The organism is Sphingobium sp. LB126 (genome assembly GCF_002795205.1).
GTDB lineage: Bacteria > Pseudomonadota > Alphaproteobacteria > Sphingomonadales > Sphingomonadaceae > Sphingobium > Sphingobium chungbukense.
In genome coordinates this window covers 2746868-2766937 of the sequence record NZ_NETV01000001.1, presented here as the reverse complement: position 1 = coordinate 2766937, position 20070 = coordinate 2746868, and the positions used below count along the sequence as shown (strand labels likewise).

General features: G+C 63.2%; 21 protein-coding genes. 1 reads left to right on the top strand and 20 read right to left on the bottom strand.

Features of this window, described 5'->3' with window-relative positions; genetic code table 11:
* Positions 1-14: 14 nt before the first annotated feature.
* From CAF53_RS13600 to thiE, 20 genes are all read right to left on the bottom strand, one after another.
* Complete coding sequence (locus CAF53_RS13600) at positions 15-722, bottom strand: biotin--[acetyl-CoA-carboxylase] ligase (RefSeq protein WP_269748647.1); 708 nt, start codon at positions 720-722, stop codon at positions 15-17.
* Positions 719-2155, bottom strand: coding sequence for an NADH-quinone oxidoreductase subunit NuoN (gene nuoN, locus CAF53_RS13595; protein WP_046764476.1), 1437 nt, complete (start codon positions 2153-2155; stop codon positions 719-721). The genes CAF53_RS13600 and nuoN overlap by 4 nt, the downstream gene beginning before the upstream one ends.
* Complete coding sequence (locus CAF53_RS13590; protein ID WP_046764477.1) at positions 2155-3726, bottom strand: NADH-quinone oxidoreductase subunit M; 1572 nt, start codon at positions 3724-3726, stop codon at positions 2155-2157. The genes nuoN and CAF53_RS13590 overlap by 1 nt, the downstream gene beginning before the upstream one ends.
* Positions 3726-5771 (bottom strand): NADH-quinone oxidoreductase subunit L, encoded by a 2046-nt coding sequence (gene nuoL, locus CAF53_RS13585; RefSeq protein ID WP_100238326.1) that lies wholly within the window; start codon positions 5769-5771, stop codon positions 3726-3728. The genes CAF53_RS13590 and nuoL overlap by 1 nt, the downstream gene beginning before the upstream one ends.
* A 6-nt stretch (positions 5772-5777) precedes the next feature.
* Positions 5778-6083 carry an NADH-quinone oxidoreductase subunit NuoK gene (gene nuoK, locus CAF53_RS13580; RefSeq protein WP_046764479.1) on the bottom strand — a complete coding sequence of 102 codons (306 nt, stop codon included), beginning with the start codon at positions 6081-6083 and terminating at the stop codon, positions 5778-5780.
* Positions 6080-6691, bottom strand: a complete 612-nt coding sequence (locus CAF53_RS13575; protein WP_100238325.1) for an NADH-quinone oxidoreductase subunit J — start codon at positions 6689-6691, stop codon at positions 6080-6082. Before CAF53_RS13575 ends, nuoK begins: the two co-directional genes overlap by 4 nt.
* 33 nt (positions 6692-6724) lie before the next feature.
* Positions 6725-7210: an NADH-quinone oxidoreductase subunit NuoI gene (gene nuoI / locus CAF53_RS13570; protein ID WP_004211738.1), complete on the bottom strand. Its 486-nt coding sequence runs from the start codon at positions 7208-7210 to the stop codon at positions 6725-6727.
* Complete coding sequence (gene nuoH / locus CAF53_RS13565; RefSeq protein ID WP_100238324.1) at positions 7207-8256, bottom strand: NADH-quinone oxidoreductase subunit NuoH; 1050 nt, start codon at positions 8254-8256, stop codon at positions 7207-7209. The genes nuoI and nuoH overlap by 4 nt, the downstream gene beginning before the upstream one ends.
* Positions 8253-10259 (bottom strand): NADH-quinone oxidoreductase subunit NuoG, encoded by a 2007-nt coding sequence (gene nuoG, locus CAF53_RS13560; RefSeq protein WP_100238323.1) that lies wholly within the window; start codon positions 10257-10259, stop codon positions 8253-8255. Before nuoG ends, nuoH begins: the two co-directional genes overlap by 4 nt.
* Positions 10260-10261: 2 nt before the next feature.
* Complete coding sequence (gene nuoF / locus CAF53_RS13555; protein WP_046764885.1) at positions 10262-11578, bottom strand: NADH-quinone oxidoreductase subunit NuoF; 1317 nt, start codon at positions 11576-11578, stop codon at positions 10262-10264.
* Entirely contained in the window at positions 11575-12243 is a 669-nt protein-coding gene (nuoE, locus tag CAF53_RS13550) for an NADH-quinone oxidoreductase subunit NuoE (protein WP_100238322.1), read from the bottom strand. The genes nuoF and nuoE overlap by 4 nt, the downstream gene beginning before the upstream one ends.
* A complete protein-coding gene (locus CAF53_RS13545; RefSeq protein ID WP_046764484.1) occupies positions 12243-13478 on the bottom strand; it encodes an NADH-quinone oxidoreductase subunit D in 1236 nt (411 codons plus the stop codon). Before CAF53_RS13545 ends, nuoE begins: the two co-directional genes overlap by 1 nt.
* Positions 13478-14197 carry an NADH-quinone oxidoreductase subunit C gene (locus CAF53_RS13540; RefSeq protein ID WP_100238321.1) on the bottom strand — a complete coding sequence of 240 codons (720 nt, stop codon included), beginning with the start codon at positions 14195-14197 and terminating at the stop codon, positions 13478-13480. Before CAF53_RS13540 ends, CAF53_RS13545 begins: the two co-directional genes overlap by 1 nt.
* A gap of 1 nt (position 14198) precedes the next feature.
* Complete coding sequence (locus CAF53_RS13535) at positions 14199-14753, bottom strand: NADH-quinone oxidoreductase subunit B (protein ID WP_100238320.1); 555 nt, start codon at positions 14751-14753, stop codon at positions 14199-14201.
* The gene (locus CAF53_RS13530) at positions 14744-15118 is read right to left on the bottom strand and encodes an NADH-quinone oxidoreductase subunit A (RefSeq protein ID WP_025549542.1); all 375 of its coding nucleotides are present in this window, start codon (positions 15116-15118) and stop codon (positions 14744-14746) included. Before CAF53_RS13530 ends, CAF53_RS13535 begins: the two co-directional genes overlap by 10 nt.
* A 131-nt stretch (positions 15119-15249) precedes the next feature.
* The gene (locus CAF53_RS13525; protein WP_046764487.1) at positions 15250-16062 is read right to left on the bottom strand and encodes an inositol monophosphatase family protein; all 813 of its coding nucleotides are present in this window, start codon (positions 16060-16062) and stop codon (positions 15250-15252) included.
* A 136-nt stretch (positions 16063-16198) separates the two neighbouring features.
* A complete protein-coding gene (efp, locus tag CAF53_RS13520; protein WP_021238169.1) occupies positions 16199-16762 on the bottom strand; it encodes an elongation factor P in 564 nt (187 codons plus the stop codon).
* Between the two features lie 99 nt (positions 16763-16861).
* Positions 16862-17431 carry a M23 family metallopeptidase gene (locus tag CAF53_RS13515; RefSeq protein WP_100238319.1) on the bottom strand — a complete coding sequence of 190 codons (570 nt, stop codon included), beginning with the start codon at positions 17429-17431 and terminating at the stop codon, positions 16862-16864.
* Complete coding sequence (locus CAF53_RS13510; protein WP_100238817.1) at positions 17428-18468, bottom strand: L,D-transpeptidase family protein; 1041 nt, start codon at positions 18466-18468, stop codon at positions 17428-17430. The genes CAF53_RS13515 and CAF53_RS13510 overlap by 4 nt, the downstream gene beginning before the upstream one ends.
* A 112-nt stretch (positions 18469-18580) precedes the next feature.
* Positions 18581-19270: a thiamine phosphate synthase gene (thiE, locus tag CAF53_RS13505; protein WP_100238318.1), complete on the bottom strand. Its 690-nt coding sequence runs from the start codon at positions 19268-19270 to the stop codon at positions 18581-18583.
* 73 nt (positions 19271-19343) lie between these two features.
* Between thiE and CAF53_RS13500 the strand changes: the two genes are divergently transcribed.
* Positions 19344-20063, top strand: coding sequence for a DUF72 domain-containing protein (locus tag CAF53_RS13500; RefSeq protein ID WP_100238317.1), 720 nt, complete (start codon positions 19344-19346; stop codon positions 20061-20063).
* Positions 20064-20070 lie beyond the last annotated feature (7 nt).

Here is a 20070-nt window from a genome sequence, read left to right as displayed (position 1 = left end):
CCCGTCCCCGGATGTCAGATAAGAAGGATGTCGCCGGCATGAATGGCACGGCTCTGCCCGTTCGCCAAGCGCAGGATCAGCATGCCGTGCCGGTCGAGCGTGTCGAACATGCCTTCCACCGTCTCGCCATCAGGCTGCACCACACGCATCGGCGTCCCCGTGGGGTGGGCGTTCAGCAACCAGTGCGTCCGCACCGGGTCCAGCCCCTGCGCCCGCCAGATCGCCAGCCAATGCGCGAACAGTTCAGCCAACCGGGCCTGCAAGGCCGCTGCATCGGCATCCAGCGCGCCTTGCGCGAACAGGCTCGTCGCCGGCCGGTCGAGCCCCGTCGGATGCCCCGTCACATTGATGCCGATGCCCGCGACGATGGCGTCCCCGGTCCGCTCCAGCAGGATACCGGCGATCTTGGCGCCGTCGACCAGGACATCATTGGGCCATTTGATCCGCGCCTGCCCCGCACAGAGCGGCGCCACCAGCGCATGCACCGCATTGGCCGCCACCAGCGCCAGCGTATGCGGCAACGGATCGCCGTCACGCAGGCGGATCACCGTCGAACAATAGAGATTGCCGTCGGGGCTTTCCCAATTGCGCCCCAACCGTCCGCGGCCTCCGGTCTGCCGTCCCGCACGCAGCCAGCAACCCTCTGCAACGCCCTGCTCCACCAACGCCAGCATGTCGGCATTGGTGGAGCCAGTCTCCTCAACGAAGCGAAGATCGGTCAGAACAGCGCCGCCGCTGCCGCCGCGCTCGCCTTGTCGAGCATCGGGTTGAGCAGATAGCCGAAGACGATCACCACGGCGCAGGCCGTCAGGATGACATTTTCGACCGCTCCGCCGCGCGCTTCATAGGCGTCGGCCGGTTCGTCGAAATACATCGTCTTGATGACCTTCAGATAATAGAAGGCGCCGATCACCGATGCCGCGATGCCGAAGGCCGCCAGAGCCGTCAGGCCCGCCGCCACCGCCGCATCGAACACCAGGAACTTCGCCCAGAAGCCGAAGAGCGGTGGGATACCGGCCATGGAGAACATGAAGATCGCCAGCGCCGCCGCCAGACCCTTGCGCGAACGCGACAGGCCGGCAAGGCTCGCGATCGTCTCGACCGGCTTGCCATCGGCATCGCGCATCTGGAGGATGCAGGCGAAGGCACCGATGGTCATCACGACATAGATCGCCATATAGCTCATCGTCGCCGCCGCGCCCGCGGGCGTACCGGCGGCCAGGCCGATCAGCGCGAAGCCGACATTGTTGATCGACGAATAGGCCATCAGGCGCTTGATGTTCGTCTGGCCGATAGCCGCGACCGCGCCGAAGAGGATCGAGGCCAAGGCCACGAAGATCACGATCTGCTGCCAGTCCAGCCCCGCCGGCCCCAGCGCCTCGATCGCCACGCGGACGATCAGGCCCATGGCCGCGACCTTGGGCGCGCTGGCGAAGAAGGTCGTGACCGGGGTTGGCGCGCCTTCATAGACGTCGGGGGTCCACATGTGGAACGGAACGGCGCTGATCTTGAACGCAAGCCCCGCCAGCACGAACACCAGGCCGAACAGCTCGCCCTTCGACACGCCGTCGCCCAGCGCGACCGCAATGCCGTCGAACGAGGTGCTGCCTGTGAAGCCGTAGAGCAATGCGGTGCCGTAGAGCAGGATGCCGCTCGCCAGCGAACCCAGCACGAAATATTTGAGGCCGGCTTCGGACGACCGCTCGTCCTGCCGCATGAAGCTCGCCAGCACATAGGAGGCCAGGCTGTTCATTTCGAGGCCGACATAGAGCGTCAGCATGTCGCCCGCCGACACCATCATCCCCATGCCGATCGCAGCGAAGAGGATCAGCACCGGATATTCCGGACGCGGCACGCCACCGACCGCGAAATAACGCGGAGCGAGCAGGATCGCCGCCGCCGCCGCACCATAGATCAACGCCTTGGCGAAGACCGAGAAAGCGTCGGCCTTGACCAGCCCGTCAAAGGCCACCGGCCCATGGGCCAGCGAGCAGGACAATGAAACGCCCGCGACGATGAGGGTCAGGACCGACAGCCAGTTGACCACCCGCGCCGACTTGTCGCCGCCATAGGCTGCGATCAGCATCAGGATCAGGCCACCGGCCGTCAGCACCAGTTCCGGCAGGACCGCCAGAAGGGAAGCGGAATCAATCATCAGTGCGCCTCCCCCGACGCTTCTTCATGGGACATTGCGGATGCTTCTTCATGATGGGCCTCCGCGGCCGGGATGGCCGGACCCATCTTGATCTTGGAATCACCCGCCGGAGCGGCGGAGGCGAGGCGCGCTTCCAGCGCGCGGATGTCGGAACGCATGGGGCTGAGGAAGCTCTCGGGATAGATGCCCATCCACAGCACCGCCGCAGCGATCGGCGCCAGCAGCCAGACTTCGCGCATCGACAGGTCGGGCATGGCCGCCGCGTCGGCATTCTTCTGGTCGCCATAGCAGATGCGGCGATAGAGATAGAGCATATAGGCCGCGCCCAGGATGATGCCCGTGGTGCAGACCAGCGCCACCCAGCTCGACGCCTGGTAGATGCCCATCAGCGACAGGAATTCCCCGACGAAGTTGCTGGTGCCCGGCAGGCCGACCGACGCCATGGTGAACAGCATGAACAGCACCGCATATTTCGGCATGTTGATGCTGAGGCCGCCATAACGGGCGATCTCGCGGGTGTGCAGGCGGTCATAGATGACGCCGACGCAAAGGAACAGCGCGCCCGACACCAGACCATGGCCCAGCATCACCATCATCGCGCCTTCGATGCCCGCCTGATTGAAGGCGAACAGGCCGACGGTGACTATCGCCATATGCGCGACCGACGAATAGGCGATCAGCTTCTTCATGTCCGACTGAACCAGCGCGACGAGGCTGGTATAGACCACCGCGACCATCGACAGGCCCCAGACCAGCGGCGCGAGCTGCGCCGAGGCTTCCGGGAACATCGGCAGCGAGAAGCGGATGAAGCCATAGCCACCCATCTTCAGCAGCACGCCCGCCAGAATGACCGAACCGGCGGTCGGCGCCTGAACGTGCGCGTCGGGTAGCCAGGTGTGGACCGGCCACATCGGCATCTTCACCGCGAAGCTGGCGAAGAAGGCCAGCCACAGCCAGATCTGGATCTTGGGATCGAAGTTGTACGCCATGAGCGTCGGGATGTCGGTCGTGCCCGCGTCATGCACCATCCACATCATCGCGATCAGCATCAGCACCGAGCCGAGCAGCGTGTAGAGGAAGAATTTGTACGAAGCGTAGATGCGATCCGCACCACCCCATATGCCGATGATCAGGTACATCGGGATCAGGCCGGCTTCGAACATGATATAGAAGAGGTAGAGATCCTGCGCCGTGAAGACGCCGATCATCAGCACCTCCATGAACAGGAAGGCCGCCATATATTCGCCGACGCGCTTTTCGATCGCCAGCCAGCTCGCCCCGATGCAGATCGGCATCAGGAAGACGGTCAGCATGATCAGCATCAGCGCGATGCCGTCGATGCCGAGCGCCCAGGCGAAACGGCCGAAGATCGGCGCATATTCCTGGAACTGCCACTGGGCGGCGGTGCCCGACTGGTCGAAATGCGCCCAGAGCACGACGCCCAGCACCAGATCGACCAGCGTCGCCACCAGCGCGATCATGCGCGCCTGGGCAGCGCCCGAGTAGAGACAGGCGATGGCCCCCGCCATCGGCACTGCCATCATCAGGGAAAGGATGGGGAAGCCGTCCATTATCGTGTCATCGCCCAGGTTGCGGCCGCGGCGAGGCCAATCAGCATCACCAGCGCGTAAGTGTAGAGGTAGCCGGACTGAAGCCGACGGGTGACTTTGTTGCCCTGCACGACCAGCGCGGCCAGGCCGTTTGGCCCGAAGCGGTCGATGAAGCCCACATCACCGAACTTCCAGAAGAAGCGGCCGATGGCGAAGGCGGGCTTGACGAACAGGACGTTGTACAGCTCGTCGAAATACCATTTGTTGAGCAGGAACTGATAGAGAGCGCCGAAGGTGGCGACGAAGCGGCGCGGCCAATCGGTGAATTTGAGATAGGCCAGCATGGCGATCACCAGGCCGGTCAGCATCACCGTGAACGGACCGAACTTGACCCAGGTCGGCACTTCATGCGCGGCGTGCATCAGGTGGCTGTCGAACGCCAGAGCGCCCTTCCAGAACTCGATGCCCCCTTCCGGACCAATGAACTGGTCGTGGAAAGCGAAACCGGCGAACACCGCGCCCAGGCTCAGCACCACCAGCGGGATCAACATGACCCAGGGGCTTTCATGCGGATGATAGCCCGCCGTGCCGGTCTGTGGGTGACCATGATGGTCATGATGGCCGTGGCCGTCATGCTCGGTCTCTTCCTCCGGCGTTTCATGATGGCCGTGGACTGCGTGCTGGATATGCTCCGAAGCGGCCCAGCGCGGCTTGCCGAAGAAGGTCAGGAACACCAGGCGCCACGAATAGAAGCTGGTGAGCAAAGCCGCGAACACGCCGACCAGATAGGCGCCCACGCCCGCACCGCCCGAAGCATAGGCTGCTTCAAGGATGCCGTCCTTCGAATAGAAGCCGGCGAAACCGACGCCGACGAGCGGCAGGCCGACGCCCGTGATGGCGAGCGTGCCCAGCGTCATCGTCCAGAAGGTGATCGGGATCTCCTTCCTCAAGCCGCCATAGTAACGCATGTCCTGCTCATGGTGCATCGCGTGGATGACCGAGCCGGCGCCCAGGAACAGCAGCGCCTTGAAGAAGGCATGGGTGAAGAGGTGGAACATCGCCGCGCCATAGGCGCCGACACCCGCCGCGAAGAACATGTAACCAAGCTGCGAACAGGTCGAATAGGCGATGACGCGCTTGATGTCGTTCTGCACCGTGCCCACGGTCGCCGCGAACAGGCAGGTTGCCGCGCCGATGATGGTGACGAAGTGCAGCGCCGTCGGGCTGACCTCGAACATCGGGGACAGGCGGCACACCATGAACACGCCCGCCGTCACCATGGTCGCGGCGTGGATCAGCGCCGACACGGGGGTCGGGCCCTCCATCGCGTCCGGCAGCCAGGTGTGGAGGCCGAGCTGCGCCGACTTGCCCATCGCGCCGATGAACAGCAGCAGGCAAAGCACGGTCATGGTGTCGAAACGGTGGCCAAGGAAACCGATGGTCGAACCGGCCATGGACGGCGCGGCGGCGAGGATTTCCGGGATCGAGATGGTGTTGAACACCAGATAGGTGCCGAAAATGCCCATCATGAAGCCAAGGTCGCCGACGCGGTTGACGACGAACGCCTTGATCGCGGCGGCGTTTGCGCTCGGCTTACGGAACCAGAAGCCGATCAGCAGATAGGATGCCAGACCCACGCCTTCCCAGCCGAAGAACATCTGCAACAGATTGTTCGCGGTCACGAGCATCAGCATCGCGAAGGTGAAGAGCGACAGATAGGCGAAGAAGCGCGGCTGATCCGGCTCCTCCTCCATATAGCCCCATGAATAGAGGTGGACGAGGCTCGACACGCTGGTGATGACCACCAGCATGACCGCGGTCATGGTGTCGACGCGCAGCGCCCATTGGGCATCGAAGCTGCCCGACTGGATCCAGGTGAAGACCGGCGCCACATAAGGCTCGGCATGGCCGGTCACGAAGGCGAGGAAGATCGGCCAGCTCATGGCGCAGGAGGCAAAGAGCGCGCCGGTGGTGACGATCTTGGCCGGCAGCTTGCCAAGGGCCTTGTTGCCAAGACCGGCGATGGCAGCAGCCAGCAACGGGAGAAGGACGATAAGCTGGATCATCGAGCTTTAGCCCTTCATCCGGTTGACATCGTCGACGGCGATGGTGCCGCGACCACGGAAGTAAATGACGAGGATGGCAAGGCCGATGGCCGCCTCACCCGCCGCGACGGTCAGCACGAACATGCTGAACACCTGGCCCACCAGATCGCCCAGATAGGCGCTGAAGGCGACGAGGTTGATGTTCACGCTGAGCAGGATCAGTTCGATCGCCATCAGGATGATGATGACATTCTTGCGATTGATGAAGATACCCAGCACGCCCATCACGAAGAGGATCGCGCTGACCACCATATAATGCTGAAGGCCGATCACAGCTCCACCCCCTGCCCGACTGGCTGATTGATGTTACGCACCGCATCCTGTGGACGGCGGCGGTTCTGCTTCGCGATATTCTGGCCCTTCACCCCGCCGCGCGCGCGATGGGTCAGCACGATGGCACCGATCATCGCAACCAGCAGGACGATGCCCGCGGCTTCGAACAGGAAGATGTAGCGGGTGTAGAGAAGCCCGCCGATCGCCTGGATGTTGGACAGTTCCGGGTTCACCGGCGCAGCGCGCTGCGCCAGTTCGATGGGACCAGCACTCCACAGGCCGATGCCCAGAACGATCTCGGCCAGCAGCACCAGCGCGATCAACATGCCGAAGGGCAGATAATCGACGAAACCGGCGCGCAGCTCGGCGAAATCGATGTCGAGCATCATGACGACGAACAGGAACAGCACGGCGACCGCGCCGACATAGACGATGACCAGAAGCATCGCGATGAATTCGGCGCCCAGCAGGACCATCAGCCCCGCCGCGTTGAAGAAGGCGAGGATCAGCCACAGCACCGAATGGACCGGATTGCGCGACAGGATCGTCAGCGCGCCGCTGCACACCACCAAGGTGGCGAACAGGTAAAAGGCAAGCACGTGAATCACAGGATCATATATCCTCTTCGATCGGGTCGCGGCTTAACGATAGGGCGCATCGGCGGCAAGGTTCGCGGCGATCGCGCGCTCCCACTTGTCACCGTTCTCGAGGAGCTTGGCCTTGTCATAGATCAGCTCCTCGCGCGTTTCGGTTGCAAATTCGAAATTCGGACCTTCGACAATTGCATCCACCGGGCAGGCTTCCTGGCAGAAGCCGCAATAGATGCACTTCGTCATGTCGATGTCGTAGCGGGTCGTCCGGCGGCTGCCGTCATCGCGCGGCTGCGCCTCGATGGTGATCGCCTGCGCCGGGCAGATCGCCTCGCACAGCTTGCACGCGATGCAGCGCTCTTCCCCGTTGGGATAGCGGCGCAGCGCATGTTCACCCCGGAACCGCGGTGAGATCGGGTTCTTCTCATAGGGATAGTTGATGGTCGCCTTGGGCTTGAAGAAATATTTCAAGGTCAGCCAATGCGCCTTCACAAATTCCCAGAGGGTGAAGGACTTGACGTAATAGCCGAGGCTCATTGAGCGCCTCCGTAACGCGTGAACATGAGGAAGCCCGAAACCAGGAAGACGAACAGCAGCGAGGTCGGCAGGAAAATCTTCCAGCCCAGCCGCATCAACTGGTCATAACGGTAGCGGGGCACCGTCGCCTTCACCCAGGAGAAGACGAAGAAGAAGAACAGGATCTTGGCGAACAGCCAGAGGATACCCGGCACCAGGTAGAGCGGCGCCCAGTCGAACGGCGGCAGATAGCCGCCCCAGAACAGGATGGCATTGAGCGCGCACATCAGGATCACGTTCGCATATTCACCCAGCCAGTAGAGCGCGAAGGCCATGGACGAATATTCGGTCTGATACCCCGCGACGAGTTCCGATTCCGCTTCGGTAAGGTCGAAGGGCGCGCGCGCCGTTTCCGCCATGGCGGAGATCAGGAACATGATCGCCATCGGGAAAAGCAGCGGGTTGAAGCCGTTGCCGTTGAGGAAGCCGTAATAGCCCTTCTGGCTCTCCACGATCGCCGTCAGGTTGAAGCTGCCGGCCCACAGCACGACGCAGACCAGAATGAAGCCGATCGACACTTCGTAGCTGATCATCTGCGCGCTGGCACGGATCGCCGAATAGAAGGGATATTTGGAGTTGGACGCCCAGCCCGCCAGCACCACGCCATAAACGCCGAGCGAGCTGATCGCGAGGATGTAGAGCAGGCCGACATTGATGTTCGCCAGCACCACGCCCACCTGAAAGGGCACCACGGCCCAGGCCATCAGCGCGACGGTGAAGGTGATGATCGGCGCGATCAGGAAGAGCGTGCGGTTGGCGGCCGACGGGATGATGGTTTCCTGAAGGAAGACCTTCAAACCGTCCGCAAAGGACTGGAGCAGACCGAAAGGACCGACCACGTTCGGCCCGCGGCGCAGCGCCATCGCCGCCCAGATCTTGCGGTCGGCATAGATGATCATGGCGACCGCCAGCATCACCGGCAGGGCGATCAACAAGATGCCGACGATCGTCGAAAGCAGCCAGGCGCCTTCGAAGGGCAGGCCGAGATTTTGGAAGAAAGCGGTCACTCTGCGGCCTCCGCAAACGTCTCACCATGGATCAGTTCCGCCGAGCATTGCTGCATCGTCGGGCTGGCGCGGCAGATGGCGTTGGTCAGGTAGAAATCCTTGATCGGCGAACCGAACTCGCCGGTCGCGCCGGTCGGCAGCTTGGGGCTGGACCAACCATAGTCGGCCAGACCCTCGACGCCCAGCGCAGGCACCGCCTTGGCCATTTCGGCGCGCAGCGCTTCGAAGCTGTCGAAGTTCAGGGTCGCGCCCAGCACTTCCGACAAAGCGCGCAGGATCGACCAGTCCTCGCGGGCGTCGCCCGGCGCGAACACGGCCTTTTCGCCGCGCTGCACCCGGCCTTCCAGATTGACGTAGGTGCCCGCCTTCTCGGCATAGCTCGCGCCCGGCAGGATCACGTCCGCCGCATGGGCGCCCTTGTCGCCATGGTGGCCGACATAGACTTTGAAGCTGTCCTCGAACGCCGAATAATCGACCTCGTCCGCGCCCAGCGAGAAGAGCAGCTTGGGCTTGGCAGCCGCCACCGCCTTGATGCCGCCCTGCGTCGCATAGCCCAGCATCAGCCCGCCCATGCGCGCCGCCGCGAAGTGCAGGACGTTGTAACCGTTCCAGCCGTCCTTGATCAGCCCCAGCGTCTCGACCAGCGCCAGCGTGTCGCCATGCGCGCCGTCCTTGGCCAGCACGCCGCCGCCGACGATCATCGCCGGACGGGCCGCCTTGCCGAAGGCTTCGACCACCGCTTCCGGCAGCTTGGCCAGCAGCGAGGCGTCATTGCCCAGCCATTCGACCTTGTAGGTGAGATCGACCTGCGGGCCGAGGGCAAAGACGTTCGCGCCCTTCTTGATCGCCTTGCGGATGCGGGTGTTCACCAGCGGCGCTTCCCAGCGCAGGTTGGTGCCGACCAGCAGGATCACGTCAGCGGTTTCAAGGCCGTTGAGCGTGGTGTTGAAGTTGACGGCGGAGAGGCTCGACACATCATAAGCGAGACCAGTCTGACGGCCTTCAAGCAGCGAACCGCCCAGCTTCTCGACCAGCGCCTTGCCGGCGAACATCGTCTCGCAGTCGAGCAGATCGCCCGCCAGCGCCGCGACCGAACCGCCATGTTGGACGGCGGCAATCGCCGCAAACGCCTCGTTCCAGGTCGCCGGAACCAGCTTGCCGTCCTTGCGGACATAGGGCTTGTCGAGGCGCTTGCGGACCAGACCGTCGACATTGTGCCGGGTCTTATCCGACGCCCATTCCTCGTTCACATCGTCATTGATGCGCGGCACGGCGCGCAGCACCTGACGGCCCCGGCTGTCGAGGCGGATATTGGTGCCGACCGCGTCCATGACATCGATCGCATGGGTCTTTTTCAGCTCCCACGGACGCGCCTCGAACGCATAGGGCTTGGCCGTCAACGCGCCGACCGGGCAGAGGTCGACCACATTGCCCGAAAGCTCGCTTTTCGCGGCATGTTCGAGATAGGTGGTGATCTGCATATTTTCGCCGCGATAGATGGCGCCGATTTCCGGCACGCCCGCGACTTCCTCGGCAAAGCGCACGCAACGGGTGCACTGGATGCAACGGGTCATGACCGTCTTGACGATCGGACCCATATATTTCTCGGTGACGGCGCGCTTATTCTCTTCGAAGCGGCTGCTGCCCTTGCCGTAGGCGACCGACTGGTCCTGAAGGTCGCATTCGCCGCCCTGATCGCAGATCGGGCAGTCGAGCGGATGGTTGATGAGCAGGAACTCCATCACCCCTTCGCGCGCCTTCTTGACCATTTCGCTGTCGGTGCGGATTTCCTGGCCTTCGCTGGCCGGGAGGGCGCACGACGCCTGCGGCTTGGGCGGTCCGGGCTTCACTTCGACCAGACACATGCGGCAATTGCCCGCGATGCTCAGCCGCTCATGATAGCAGAAACGCGGGATTTCCTTCCCCGCCAGCTCGCAGGCCTGGAGGACGGTGGCGCCCGCCGGGACTTCGAGTTCTACGCCGTCTACTTTGACCTTCGGCATGGTTACTCCGCTGCCTCCATGACGGGGGCGCTACCCTTGTTTTCGTTGATCCGGCGCTCGATCTCCGGCCGGAAGTGCCGGATCAGCCCCTGAATCGGCCAGGCCGCAGCGTCGCCAAGCGCGCAGATGGTGTGGCCTTCGACCTGCTTGGTCACCTGCTGGAGCATGTCGATTTCGCTGATGTCCGCATCGCCCGAACGCAGCCGTTCCATCACCCGCCACATCCAGCCGGTGCCTTCGCGGCAGGGCGTGCACTGGCCGCAGCTCTCATGCTTGTAGAAATAGGAGAGACGCGAAATGGCGCGGACGATGTCGGTCGACTTGTCCATGACGATGACGGCGGCGGTGCCAAGGCCCGAGCCAAGCGCCCGCAGCCCGTCGAAGTCCATCGGCGCGTCCATGATCTGCGCGGCCGGAACCAGCGGCACCGAGGAGCCGCCGGGGATCACTGCCAGCAGATTGTCCCAGCCGCCGCGAATCCCGCCGCAATGCCGGTCGATCAGTTCCTTGAAGCTGATGCCCATGGATTCTTCGACGACGCAGGGCTTGTTCACATGGCCGCTGATCTGGAAGAGCTTGGTGCCCTTGTTATTCTCCCGCCCGAAGCTGGAGAACCATTCCGAGCCACGGCGCAGGATGGTCGGACCCACGGCGATGGACTCGACATTGTTCACCGTGGTGGGACAGCCATAAAGGCCCGCACCCGCTGGGAAAGGCGGCTTCAGGCGCGGCTGGCCCTTCTTGCCCTCGATGCTTTCGATCTGCGCGGTTTCCTCGCCGCAGATGTAAGCGCCTGCGCCGCGATGGACGAAGACGTCGAAATCATAGCCCGAACCACAGGCATTCTTGCCGAGGAAGCCCTTTTCATAGGCCTGCTCGACGGCGGCGAAGAGCACTTTCGCCTCATAGATGAACTCGCCGCGGATATAGATGTAGGCGGCGCGCGCCCGCATCGCGAAACCGGCGATCAGCGCGCCTTCGATCAGCTTGTGCGGATCGTGGCGGACGATTTCGCGGTCCTTGCACGAACCCGGCTCGGATTCGTCGGCGTTGATGACCAGGAAGCTCGGACGGCCATCCTTGCTTTCCTTGGGCATGAAGCTCCACTTCATGCCGGTGGGGAAGCCCGCGCCACCACGACCGCGCAGGCCCGAAGCCTTGATGCGCTCGATGATTTCGTCCTGGCCGATTTCCAGCAGCTTCTTGGTATTGTCCCAATCGCCGCGCTTCATCGCCGCGTCGATGCCCCAATCCTGGAAGCCATAGACGTTGGTGAAGATGCGATCCTTGTCGCTGAGAGGCGCAATCACGTCGCTCATGCCCATTCGCCCCGATAGTCGTGATTTTCCTTGACCATATCCACAAGACTGGTCGGCCCGCCTTCGGGGCAGCTCGTCTGACGATCGATCTGCGGCCCGATCTTGGGCTGCTTGCCAGCGGCGAGATCGTCGAGGATCGCGCTCATGCTGTCATAGGTCAGGTCTTCGAAATTATCGTCGTTGATCTGGACCATCGGCGCGTTGGTGCAGGCACCCAGGCACTCGACTTCGCTGAGCGTGAACAGGCCGTCCGGCGTCGTGCCGCCCTTGACCAACCCCTTGTTCTTGCAGGCCGAAAACACATCGTCCGAACCGCGCAACATGCAGGGCGTCGTGCCGCAGACCTGGACATGATAGCGGCCGACCGGCGCGAGGTTGTACATGGTGTAGAAGGTCGCGACCTCGTAAACGCGCATGTACGGCATTTCGAGCTGGTCAGCGATATATTCCATCACCGGCACCGGCAGCCAGCCATTGGTCTGCGTTTCCGCACCCACCTGACGCTGGGCGAGATCAAGCAGCGGCATCACCGCCGACTGCTGACGGCCGGCGGGGTAACGAGCGATGACCTTCTTCGCCTGTTCGGCATTCTCGGCCGTCCACGCGAACGCGCCCCAGCGCGCGCGGGTTTCGGCCTCGTCCGGGATATGAACTGCGTCAGCCATTAGCGGTCACATTCTCCAAACACGATGTCCATGGCGCCCAGGACAGCGGTGGTATCGGCCAGCATGTGGCCCTTCATCATGAAATCCATCGCCTGAAGGTGCGAGAAGGCGGTCGGGCGGATCTTGCAGCGATAAGGCTTGTTGGAGCCGTCCGCGACCAGATAGACGCCGAACTCGCCCTTGGGGCTCTCGGTGGCGACATAGACCTCGCCCGCGGGCACATGGAAGCCCTCGGTATAGAGCTTGAAATGGTGGATCAGCGCTTCCATCGAGCGCTTCATCTCGCCGCGCTTGGGCGGGGAGACCTTGCGATCGAAGCTGGCGATCGGCCCTTCCGGCATTTCGTTGAGGCACTGTTTCATGATGCGCGCGGATTGGCGGACTTCCTCGACGCGGACCATGAACCGATCATAGCAGTCGAAATTGGTGCCAACCGGAATATCGAAGTCCATCCGGTCATAGACGTCATAGGGCTGCGCCTTGCGGATGTCCCACGGAATGCCGGAGCCACGGATCATCGGCCCGGAGAAGCCCCATTTCAGCGCATCTTCCTTGCTGACGACCGCGATGTCGACATTGCGCTGCTTGAAGATGCGGTTGTCGACCACCAGGCTCATCGCATCCTCGAACAATCTCGGAAGACGGGTATCGAGCCAGTCGGCAATGTCGGTCAGCAGCTTGAGCGGCACGTCCTGATGCACGCCGCCCGGCCGGAAATAGGCCGAGTGCATGCGGGCGCCCGACGCGCGCTCGAAGAAGTTGAGGCAGTCCTCGCGGATTTCGAACAGCCACAGGTTCGGCGTCATCGCGCCGACGTCCATGACGTGCGAACCGAGGTTCAGCATGTGGTTGCAGATGCGGGTCAGCTCCGCGAAGAACACGCGCAGATATTGCGCGCGCAGCGGCACTTCCAGATCCAGCAGCTTCTCGATGGCGAGAACATAGCTGTGCTCCATGCCGAGCGGCGAACAATAGTCCAACCGGTCGAAATAGGGCAGTGCCTGCAAATAGGTCTTGTGCTCGATCAGCTTTTCGGTGCCGCGGTGCAGCAGGCCGACATGCGGGTCGCAGCGCTCGACGATTTCGCCGTCCAGTTCCATGACCAGGCGCAGAACGCCGTGCGCGGCCGGGTGCTGCGGACCGAAGTTGATCGTGTAGTTCTGGATCTCCGTATCGCCGAGCGTCGGGTCCGCCGCGTCGGTAAGGTGGTCCAGCTTTTCCAGATAATCGGACATCAGGCCTTGTCCTCGGACTTTTTGTTCGCGGCGCTGTCGGTCGGCTCCCCTGCCCCGCTGACGCCGGGTTTGTCCGTCGTCTTGGGCGTGGGAGCGGGCGCAGCAGGCGGCGGCGCCTTTTCATCGCCAGGCAGCACATATTGCGCGCCTTCCCACGGGCTCATGAAGTCGAAGCTGCGGAAGTCCTGCGCCAGCTTCACCGGCTCATAGACCACGCGCTTGTCCTCCTCGGAATATCGCAGCTCGACATAGCCGGTCAGCGGAAAGTCCTTACGCTGCGGATGCCCCTTGAAGCCATAGTCGGTCAGGATGCGGCGAAGATCGGCATTACCAGCGAAGATGACGCCGTACATGTCGAACACCTCACGCTCCAGCCAACCGGCGACCGGCCAGATATGCGTGACGGTGGGCACGGGCGTGTCCTCGTCCGTGGACAGCTTGACGCGAATGCGGTGATTGCGGGTGACGCTCAGCAGATGATAGCAAACCTCGAAACGGTCCGGACGTTCGGGGTAATCGACGCCCGCCACTTCCATGAGCTGCTGATATTGCGCCTTGTCGCGCAACAGCAGCATGGCATCGACCAGCTTTTCCCGAACGACGGTGAAGCTCAGTTCATCGGCATGGTGGACGGTCTCGACCAGCATCGATCCCAGCAGTCCGGCGATTTCCTCCGCGATCCCTTCGATGGTCGCGATCCTAGGAGCAGAATGACCCATATTAACGCTCAACCGTCCCGATCCGGCGGATCTTCCGCTGCAACTGCATGATGCCGTAGAGCAAGGCTTCGGCGGTCGGCGGGCAACCCGGCACGTAAATGTCGACCGGCACGATGCGGTCGCAGCCACGCACTACCGAATAGCTGTAATGATAATAGCCGCCGCCGTTCGCGCAGCTGCCCATCGAAATCACATATTTCGGATTGGACATCTGATCGTAAACCTTGCGGAGCGCCGGAGCCATCTTGTTGCACAGCGTTCCCGCGACGATCATCACGTCCGACTGGCGCGGAGAGGCGCGCGGCGCGGCGCCGAAGCGTTCCATGTCATAGCGCGGCATGTTGACGTGGATCATCTCCACCGCGCAACAGGCGAGGCCAAAGGTCATCCACCACAACGAGCCGGTGCGGGCCCACTGGAACAGCTCCTCGGTCGAGGTGACGAGGAAGCCCTTGTCACTGACTTCACTGTTCAGCGCGTTGAAGAAATCCTGGTCGGGCTGCGTACCGGCCGGCAAAAGCGTGCCAGGGACCGGACGGTCAAGTTCTACTCCCAATCGAGTGCTCCCTTCTTCCACGCATAGACGAGGCCGAGCACCAGCTCCGCTATGAAGATCATCATCGTCGCCCAGCCGGCCCAGCCGATCTGGTCGAGGCTGACCGCCCAGGGATAGAGGAACGCCGCTTCCAGATCGAAGATGATGAACAGGATGGCGACGAGGTAGAAACGCACGTCGAACTGGCTGCGCGGTTCCTCGAAGGCGGGGAAACCGCATTCATATTCGCTGAGCTTGGCCGGGTCAGGCTGGTGCGCGCCGGTCAGGCGGCCCACCAGCATCGGCAGGAACACAAATGCGCTCGAAAGCAGCAAGGCGATCCCGAGAAAGATCAGGATCGGCAGATATTGGGCTAGATCGACCAACGGAATCCCCTGGGCGAATTTGACTTACGGGCGCGCTTTAGGCCTGCCGCATATGCGAAGCAAGGCCCGGAGGCATGAGAATGATTCGCAACAATCGCGGCTACGAGATCATGCGACCAAAAATCAGGGCTTCACCGCAACGCGCCAGCCACCAACTTATGCAATTTGCTGTGAATGGCGTCGTTGCCCGCAATCACTTCCTTGCGCTCGATCGGCTGGTCACCGCCGCGGAAGTCCGAGACGAAACCGCCCGCTTCACGAACCATCAGCAGACCCGCCGCCACGTCCCAGGGCTGCAATCCGCTTTCCCAGAAACCGTCATAGCGGCCGGATGCGACATGCGCGAGGTCGAGCGAAGCCGCGCCGAACCGGCGAATACCCGCCACCGAAGGCCCGACCGCGCCGAATATCCGCGTCCACTGCGCGAAATCGCCATGGCCCATGAACGGGATGCCGGTCGCGATCAGGCAGTCGCCCAGATCGCGCCGCGCCGAAACGCGCAATCGCTGGTCATGCCGCCAGGCGCCCCGGCTCTTTTCCGCCCAATAGCTTTCGTCCGTGACGGGCTGGTAGATCAGCCCCGTCGTCACCTCCCGCTTGCCGCCATAGAGCGGCTCCTCGACCGCGATCGAAATGGCGAAATGCGGGATGCCGTGGAGGAAATTGGTCGTGCCGTCGAGCGGATCGATGATCCAGCGCGGCTTGCCGGGATCGCCGGCGATCTCGCCGCCCTCCTCCAGCAGGAAGCCCCAGTCCGGCCGCGCCTTCTGCAATTCCTCGACCAGGGTCCTTTCGGCCTGCTGGTCGGCCTTGGACACGAAATCCGCCGGCCCCTTGCGGGACACCTGGAGATGCTCGACTTCGCCGAAGTCGCGGCGCAGCTTGGAGCCTGCCTTGCGCGCGGCGCGTTCCATGACGGTCAAAAGGCCCGAGTGCGATACCATTTTTTCTACTCCCTCGTCCCGTTTCGCGGGAGGGTCACCGCATGAGCGGCACTTTAAAAAGGAAGGGGCAGAAGGCTCGCTTTCGCTCACCACCCACCCCCTTGGCCCCTCCCGCTTGCGGAAGGGGGATCAAATATCAGTCCGCGCGCTTCACATATTCGCGCTCATACACATCGACGACGATGCGCGTGCCGGTGACGATGTGCGGCGGCACCATGACGCGCACGCCATTGTCGAGGATGGCGGGCTTGTAGCTGGCCGAAGCGGTCTGGCCCTTCACCACGGCATCGGCCTCGACCACGGTCGCCTCGACCGTTTCGGGGAGCTGCACGGAAATCGGGCGCTCCTCATACATTTCCAGCATGACCATCATGCCATCCTGGAGAAAGGCCGAAGCCTCGCCCACCAGATCCTGCGGCAGGTTGATCTGCTCATAGGTTTCGGTATCCATGAAGACGAGCATGTCGCCCTCGGCATAGAGATACTGGAAATCCTTGGTGTCGAGACGGATGCGCTCGACGGTCTCGGCCGAGCGGAAGCGGACGTTGTTCTTGCGTCCGTCGATCAGGTTCTTGAGTTCCACCTGCATATAGGCGCCGCCCTTGCCGGGCTGCGTGTGCTGAATCTTCACGGCGCGCCACAGGCTGCCGTCATATTCGATATTGTTGCCGGGACGAATCTCGACGCCGCTGATCTTCATGGGAAGAGCCTGCCTATATGTCTGAAGGTGAAAAGAGCCGGCCTCAAGAGGCTGCGCGCGCCCTTACATGGCTGCGGCCCAAAGGGCAAGGGGCAGCACCTATCGCGGCCTGGCAAGCAGGGGATAGGGATTGATCGCCCGCCCGCCATACCACGGCTCTCCCGGCCCCATCTCATGCACCGCGAAATGGAGGTGGGGGGCGCCCGGATCGGCATTGCCCGTGCTGCCGACGCTGGCCATCCGCTGCCCCCGCCGCACCGCCTGCCCCTCCGCCAGGCCCGGCGCATAGCCGTCCAGATGCGCATAATAATAGATGCTGCGCCCGTCCCGGGAGCGCTGATAGACGGTTCGCCCGCCCTCCCCGCTCCAGAACAGCTTCTCGATCCGCCCGTCCGCCACCGCCAGCACGGCCCGGCCCCGCGCCGCCATGATGTCGATCGCCTCGTGCGCCCGTGCCCCGCTGGCCCGTGTCTGCGCAAAGGTGTCGCTGAGAGCCGAAGGCGGCACGCCCTCGACCGGGATAAGCAAGGCCCCCGCCTCCGCCGCCGCAGGCCGCGAAGGCGCCACCGAGACCGGCGCATCCGCGGGCACGATCCGCACGCAGAACTTCAGGAACGCAGCGCTGAGCAGGACCGTCAACGCCAGCCCGGCCCAACCACGCGCCCTCATTCCTGGAACACCGCCTTGACGCCCGATCGCACCATCTGCGCCAGTCGCGCCGCATCCCAGTTGGTCAGGCGAATGCAGCCATGGCTTTCGGTCCGTCCGATCGTCTGCGGCTCCGGTGTGCCGTGAATGCCGTAATGCGGCTTGGAAAGGTCGATCCACACCACGCCGACCGGCCCGTTGGGACCGGGCTTCAACACTGCCTTCTGATCGGAGGACGAGGCATCCCAGAACAGGTCGGGATTATAATGAAAGTCGGGATTGCGGCTCAATCCCTTGATTTCCCATGCCCCGATCGGCAAAGGATCATGCTGCGACCCCATGGTGGCGGGAAATTGGGCGATCAGGCGGTTTTGCGCATCATAGGCGCGCAACACACCGTCCGATTTGTCCACCACGATATGATCGGCCTGCGGCTGGTCCTTGGCGACACCCAGGCTGGCGAGAGTCTCCCCCCATCCCCGCTCATCCCCCTCGATCCGCGCGACCGGCTGGTTGGCGATGGCGGGCACGCGAACGGTCGTCCCCGCGCCGACCCGCGTATCGGGCCGGTTGAGTGTCACCAGCACTTCCGGCTTGGTGTGGAATCGTTCCGCCAGCTTCTCCAGCAGATTGCGATAACCCAGCGCGGGCAACCTGGCCTGATCGTTCAAATCCTTGGGGACCGCGAAGAACGGCCCTTGCGCGAAACCGGACGGTATCTTCACCAGCCATGTCGCAGGCTGCGGACGATCGCCCAGCAGCGCCCTCGCCGTCGCTTCGTCATATTGGCCGGTCAACGGCAGTCCCCTGGCCTCCTGAAAACCCTTGAGCGCGCTGGTGAAGGACATGCCTTCCTTTCCATCGAGCACACCCGGCGAAAAACCCGCGCGATCCAGCGCCACCTGCGCCTGAAGCACCGAGTCCGCCCGTGCTGGCGCGCCCGCCGGCTCGGGCACGATGACGAAGGCATAGGGATCGGCGGCGGGCGCGGCGGGCCGTGCAGCCTTGCCCTGCGGCTCCTGGGACGAAGCGCTTTCGTTGGCCTGCGTGACCGTCATATTGCAGGCCGCGCACAGCAGCGTGAGGATCAGGGGGGATTTGTTCACGGGCCTTTCTCTCCTTTTTGTCAGGAGGAAACGCCCGGAACCTCAGAAAGCTGCGCCTTGCCGATCAGCGGGAAAGCACGGGGCCAAAGGCCGCGACGCCGGCCTGCGGGCCGTCCGGATGCTTCCATACCGCCCCGCTCACTGCCAGGAAATCGGCCCCAGCCTTGATCAGCGGCGCGGCATTGTCCGCCGTGATCCCGCCAATGGCGACGCAGGGCAGTTCGAACAGCGCCGTCCACCAGCCCAGTATCGACGGATCGGGCCGATGATGGGTTTCCTTGGTCGTGGTCGGATAAAAGGCCCCGAAGGCGACATAATCCGCCCCCGCCTCGCCCGCCTCCATCGCCAGATGGCGGCTGTCATGACAGGTGACGCCGATCTGCACCGAGGGGCCGAGCAGCTTGCGTGCCTCCCTGGGATCGCCATCGCCCTGCCCCAGATGCACGCCATCCGCGCCCAGCCGCTTGGCCAGCGCCACGCTGTCGTTGACGATGAAGGCGACGTCCCGATCGGAACAGAGTTTCTGGAGCGGCTCGGCGGCGCGGGCGATGGCGTCCTCATCCAAACCCTTCAGCCGCAACTGGAAGGCCGCGACGCCGCCCCCGTCGAAGGCGGCGGCCAGACTGCCGGCAAAGCCGACCTCGATCACCGGCGGCGAGATCAGGTAAAGCTGACAGGCCGGGCGGAAACCCTGCTCGAAACGGTCGGCAAAATTCGGATGGAGGGCGAGTTCCTCGTCGGTGAAATCGGTCATGCCTCGCCTTAGCCGGATTCATCCATCTTGGGAAAGAGCGGAGCCTATTCCACGGCGCCAGCGTTCCTCCCCCATGATCAGGATCGGTTGCTCAGGATGGAACTACCGGGATTGGCGCGGACGCTTCTATCCGGAGAAGCTGGCGGCGAAGAACTGGTTCGCCTTCTATGCCGAACAGTTCGACACGGTGGAGATCAACAACAGCTTCTATCGCCTGCCCACGCCGGAAACGGTCGATAAATGGCGTGAACAGGCGCCCAAGGGCTTCTGCTACGCGGCCAAGGCGAACCGCTATCTGACGCAGATGAAGAAGCTCAAGGATTGCGAAGAACCGCTGGAAAGGATGATGGCATCGTTCGGACATTTCGGCGCCAGCCTCGGCCCGATCCTCTATCAGTTGCCGCCGCATTTCACGCTCGACCTGAAAAGGCTGGAGGATTTTCTGCGCATCGCGCCGCACCAGCCGGTCCCGGCCTTCGAATTCCGCCATTCGAGCTGGTATGTGGATGAGGTCTATGCCCTGCTGGAGCGCCATGGCGCCGCCCTTTGCGTGCATGACATGCCCGGTTCGGTGAGCCCCCGGCTGGGCATCGGTTCCACCGCCTATGCCCGCTTCCACGGCACCAAAGGCAAATATCGCGGCGGCTATGCGCGAGAGCGGCTGGTCGATTGGGCCGAATGGATGAAGGCGCAGAGCGGGGACGGCCGGGCCGTCTGGGCCTATTTCAACAATGATTATGAGGCGCAGGCGATCGCCGACGCGCGCATCTTGAAGGAAGCCGCCGGGGTTTGAACCCGGC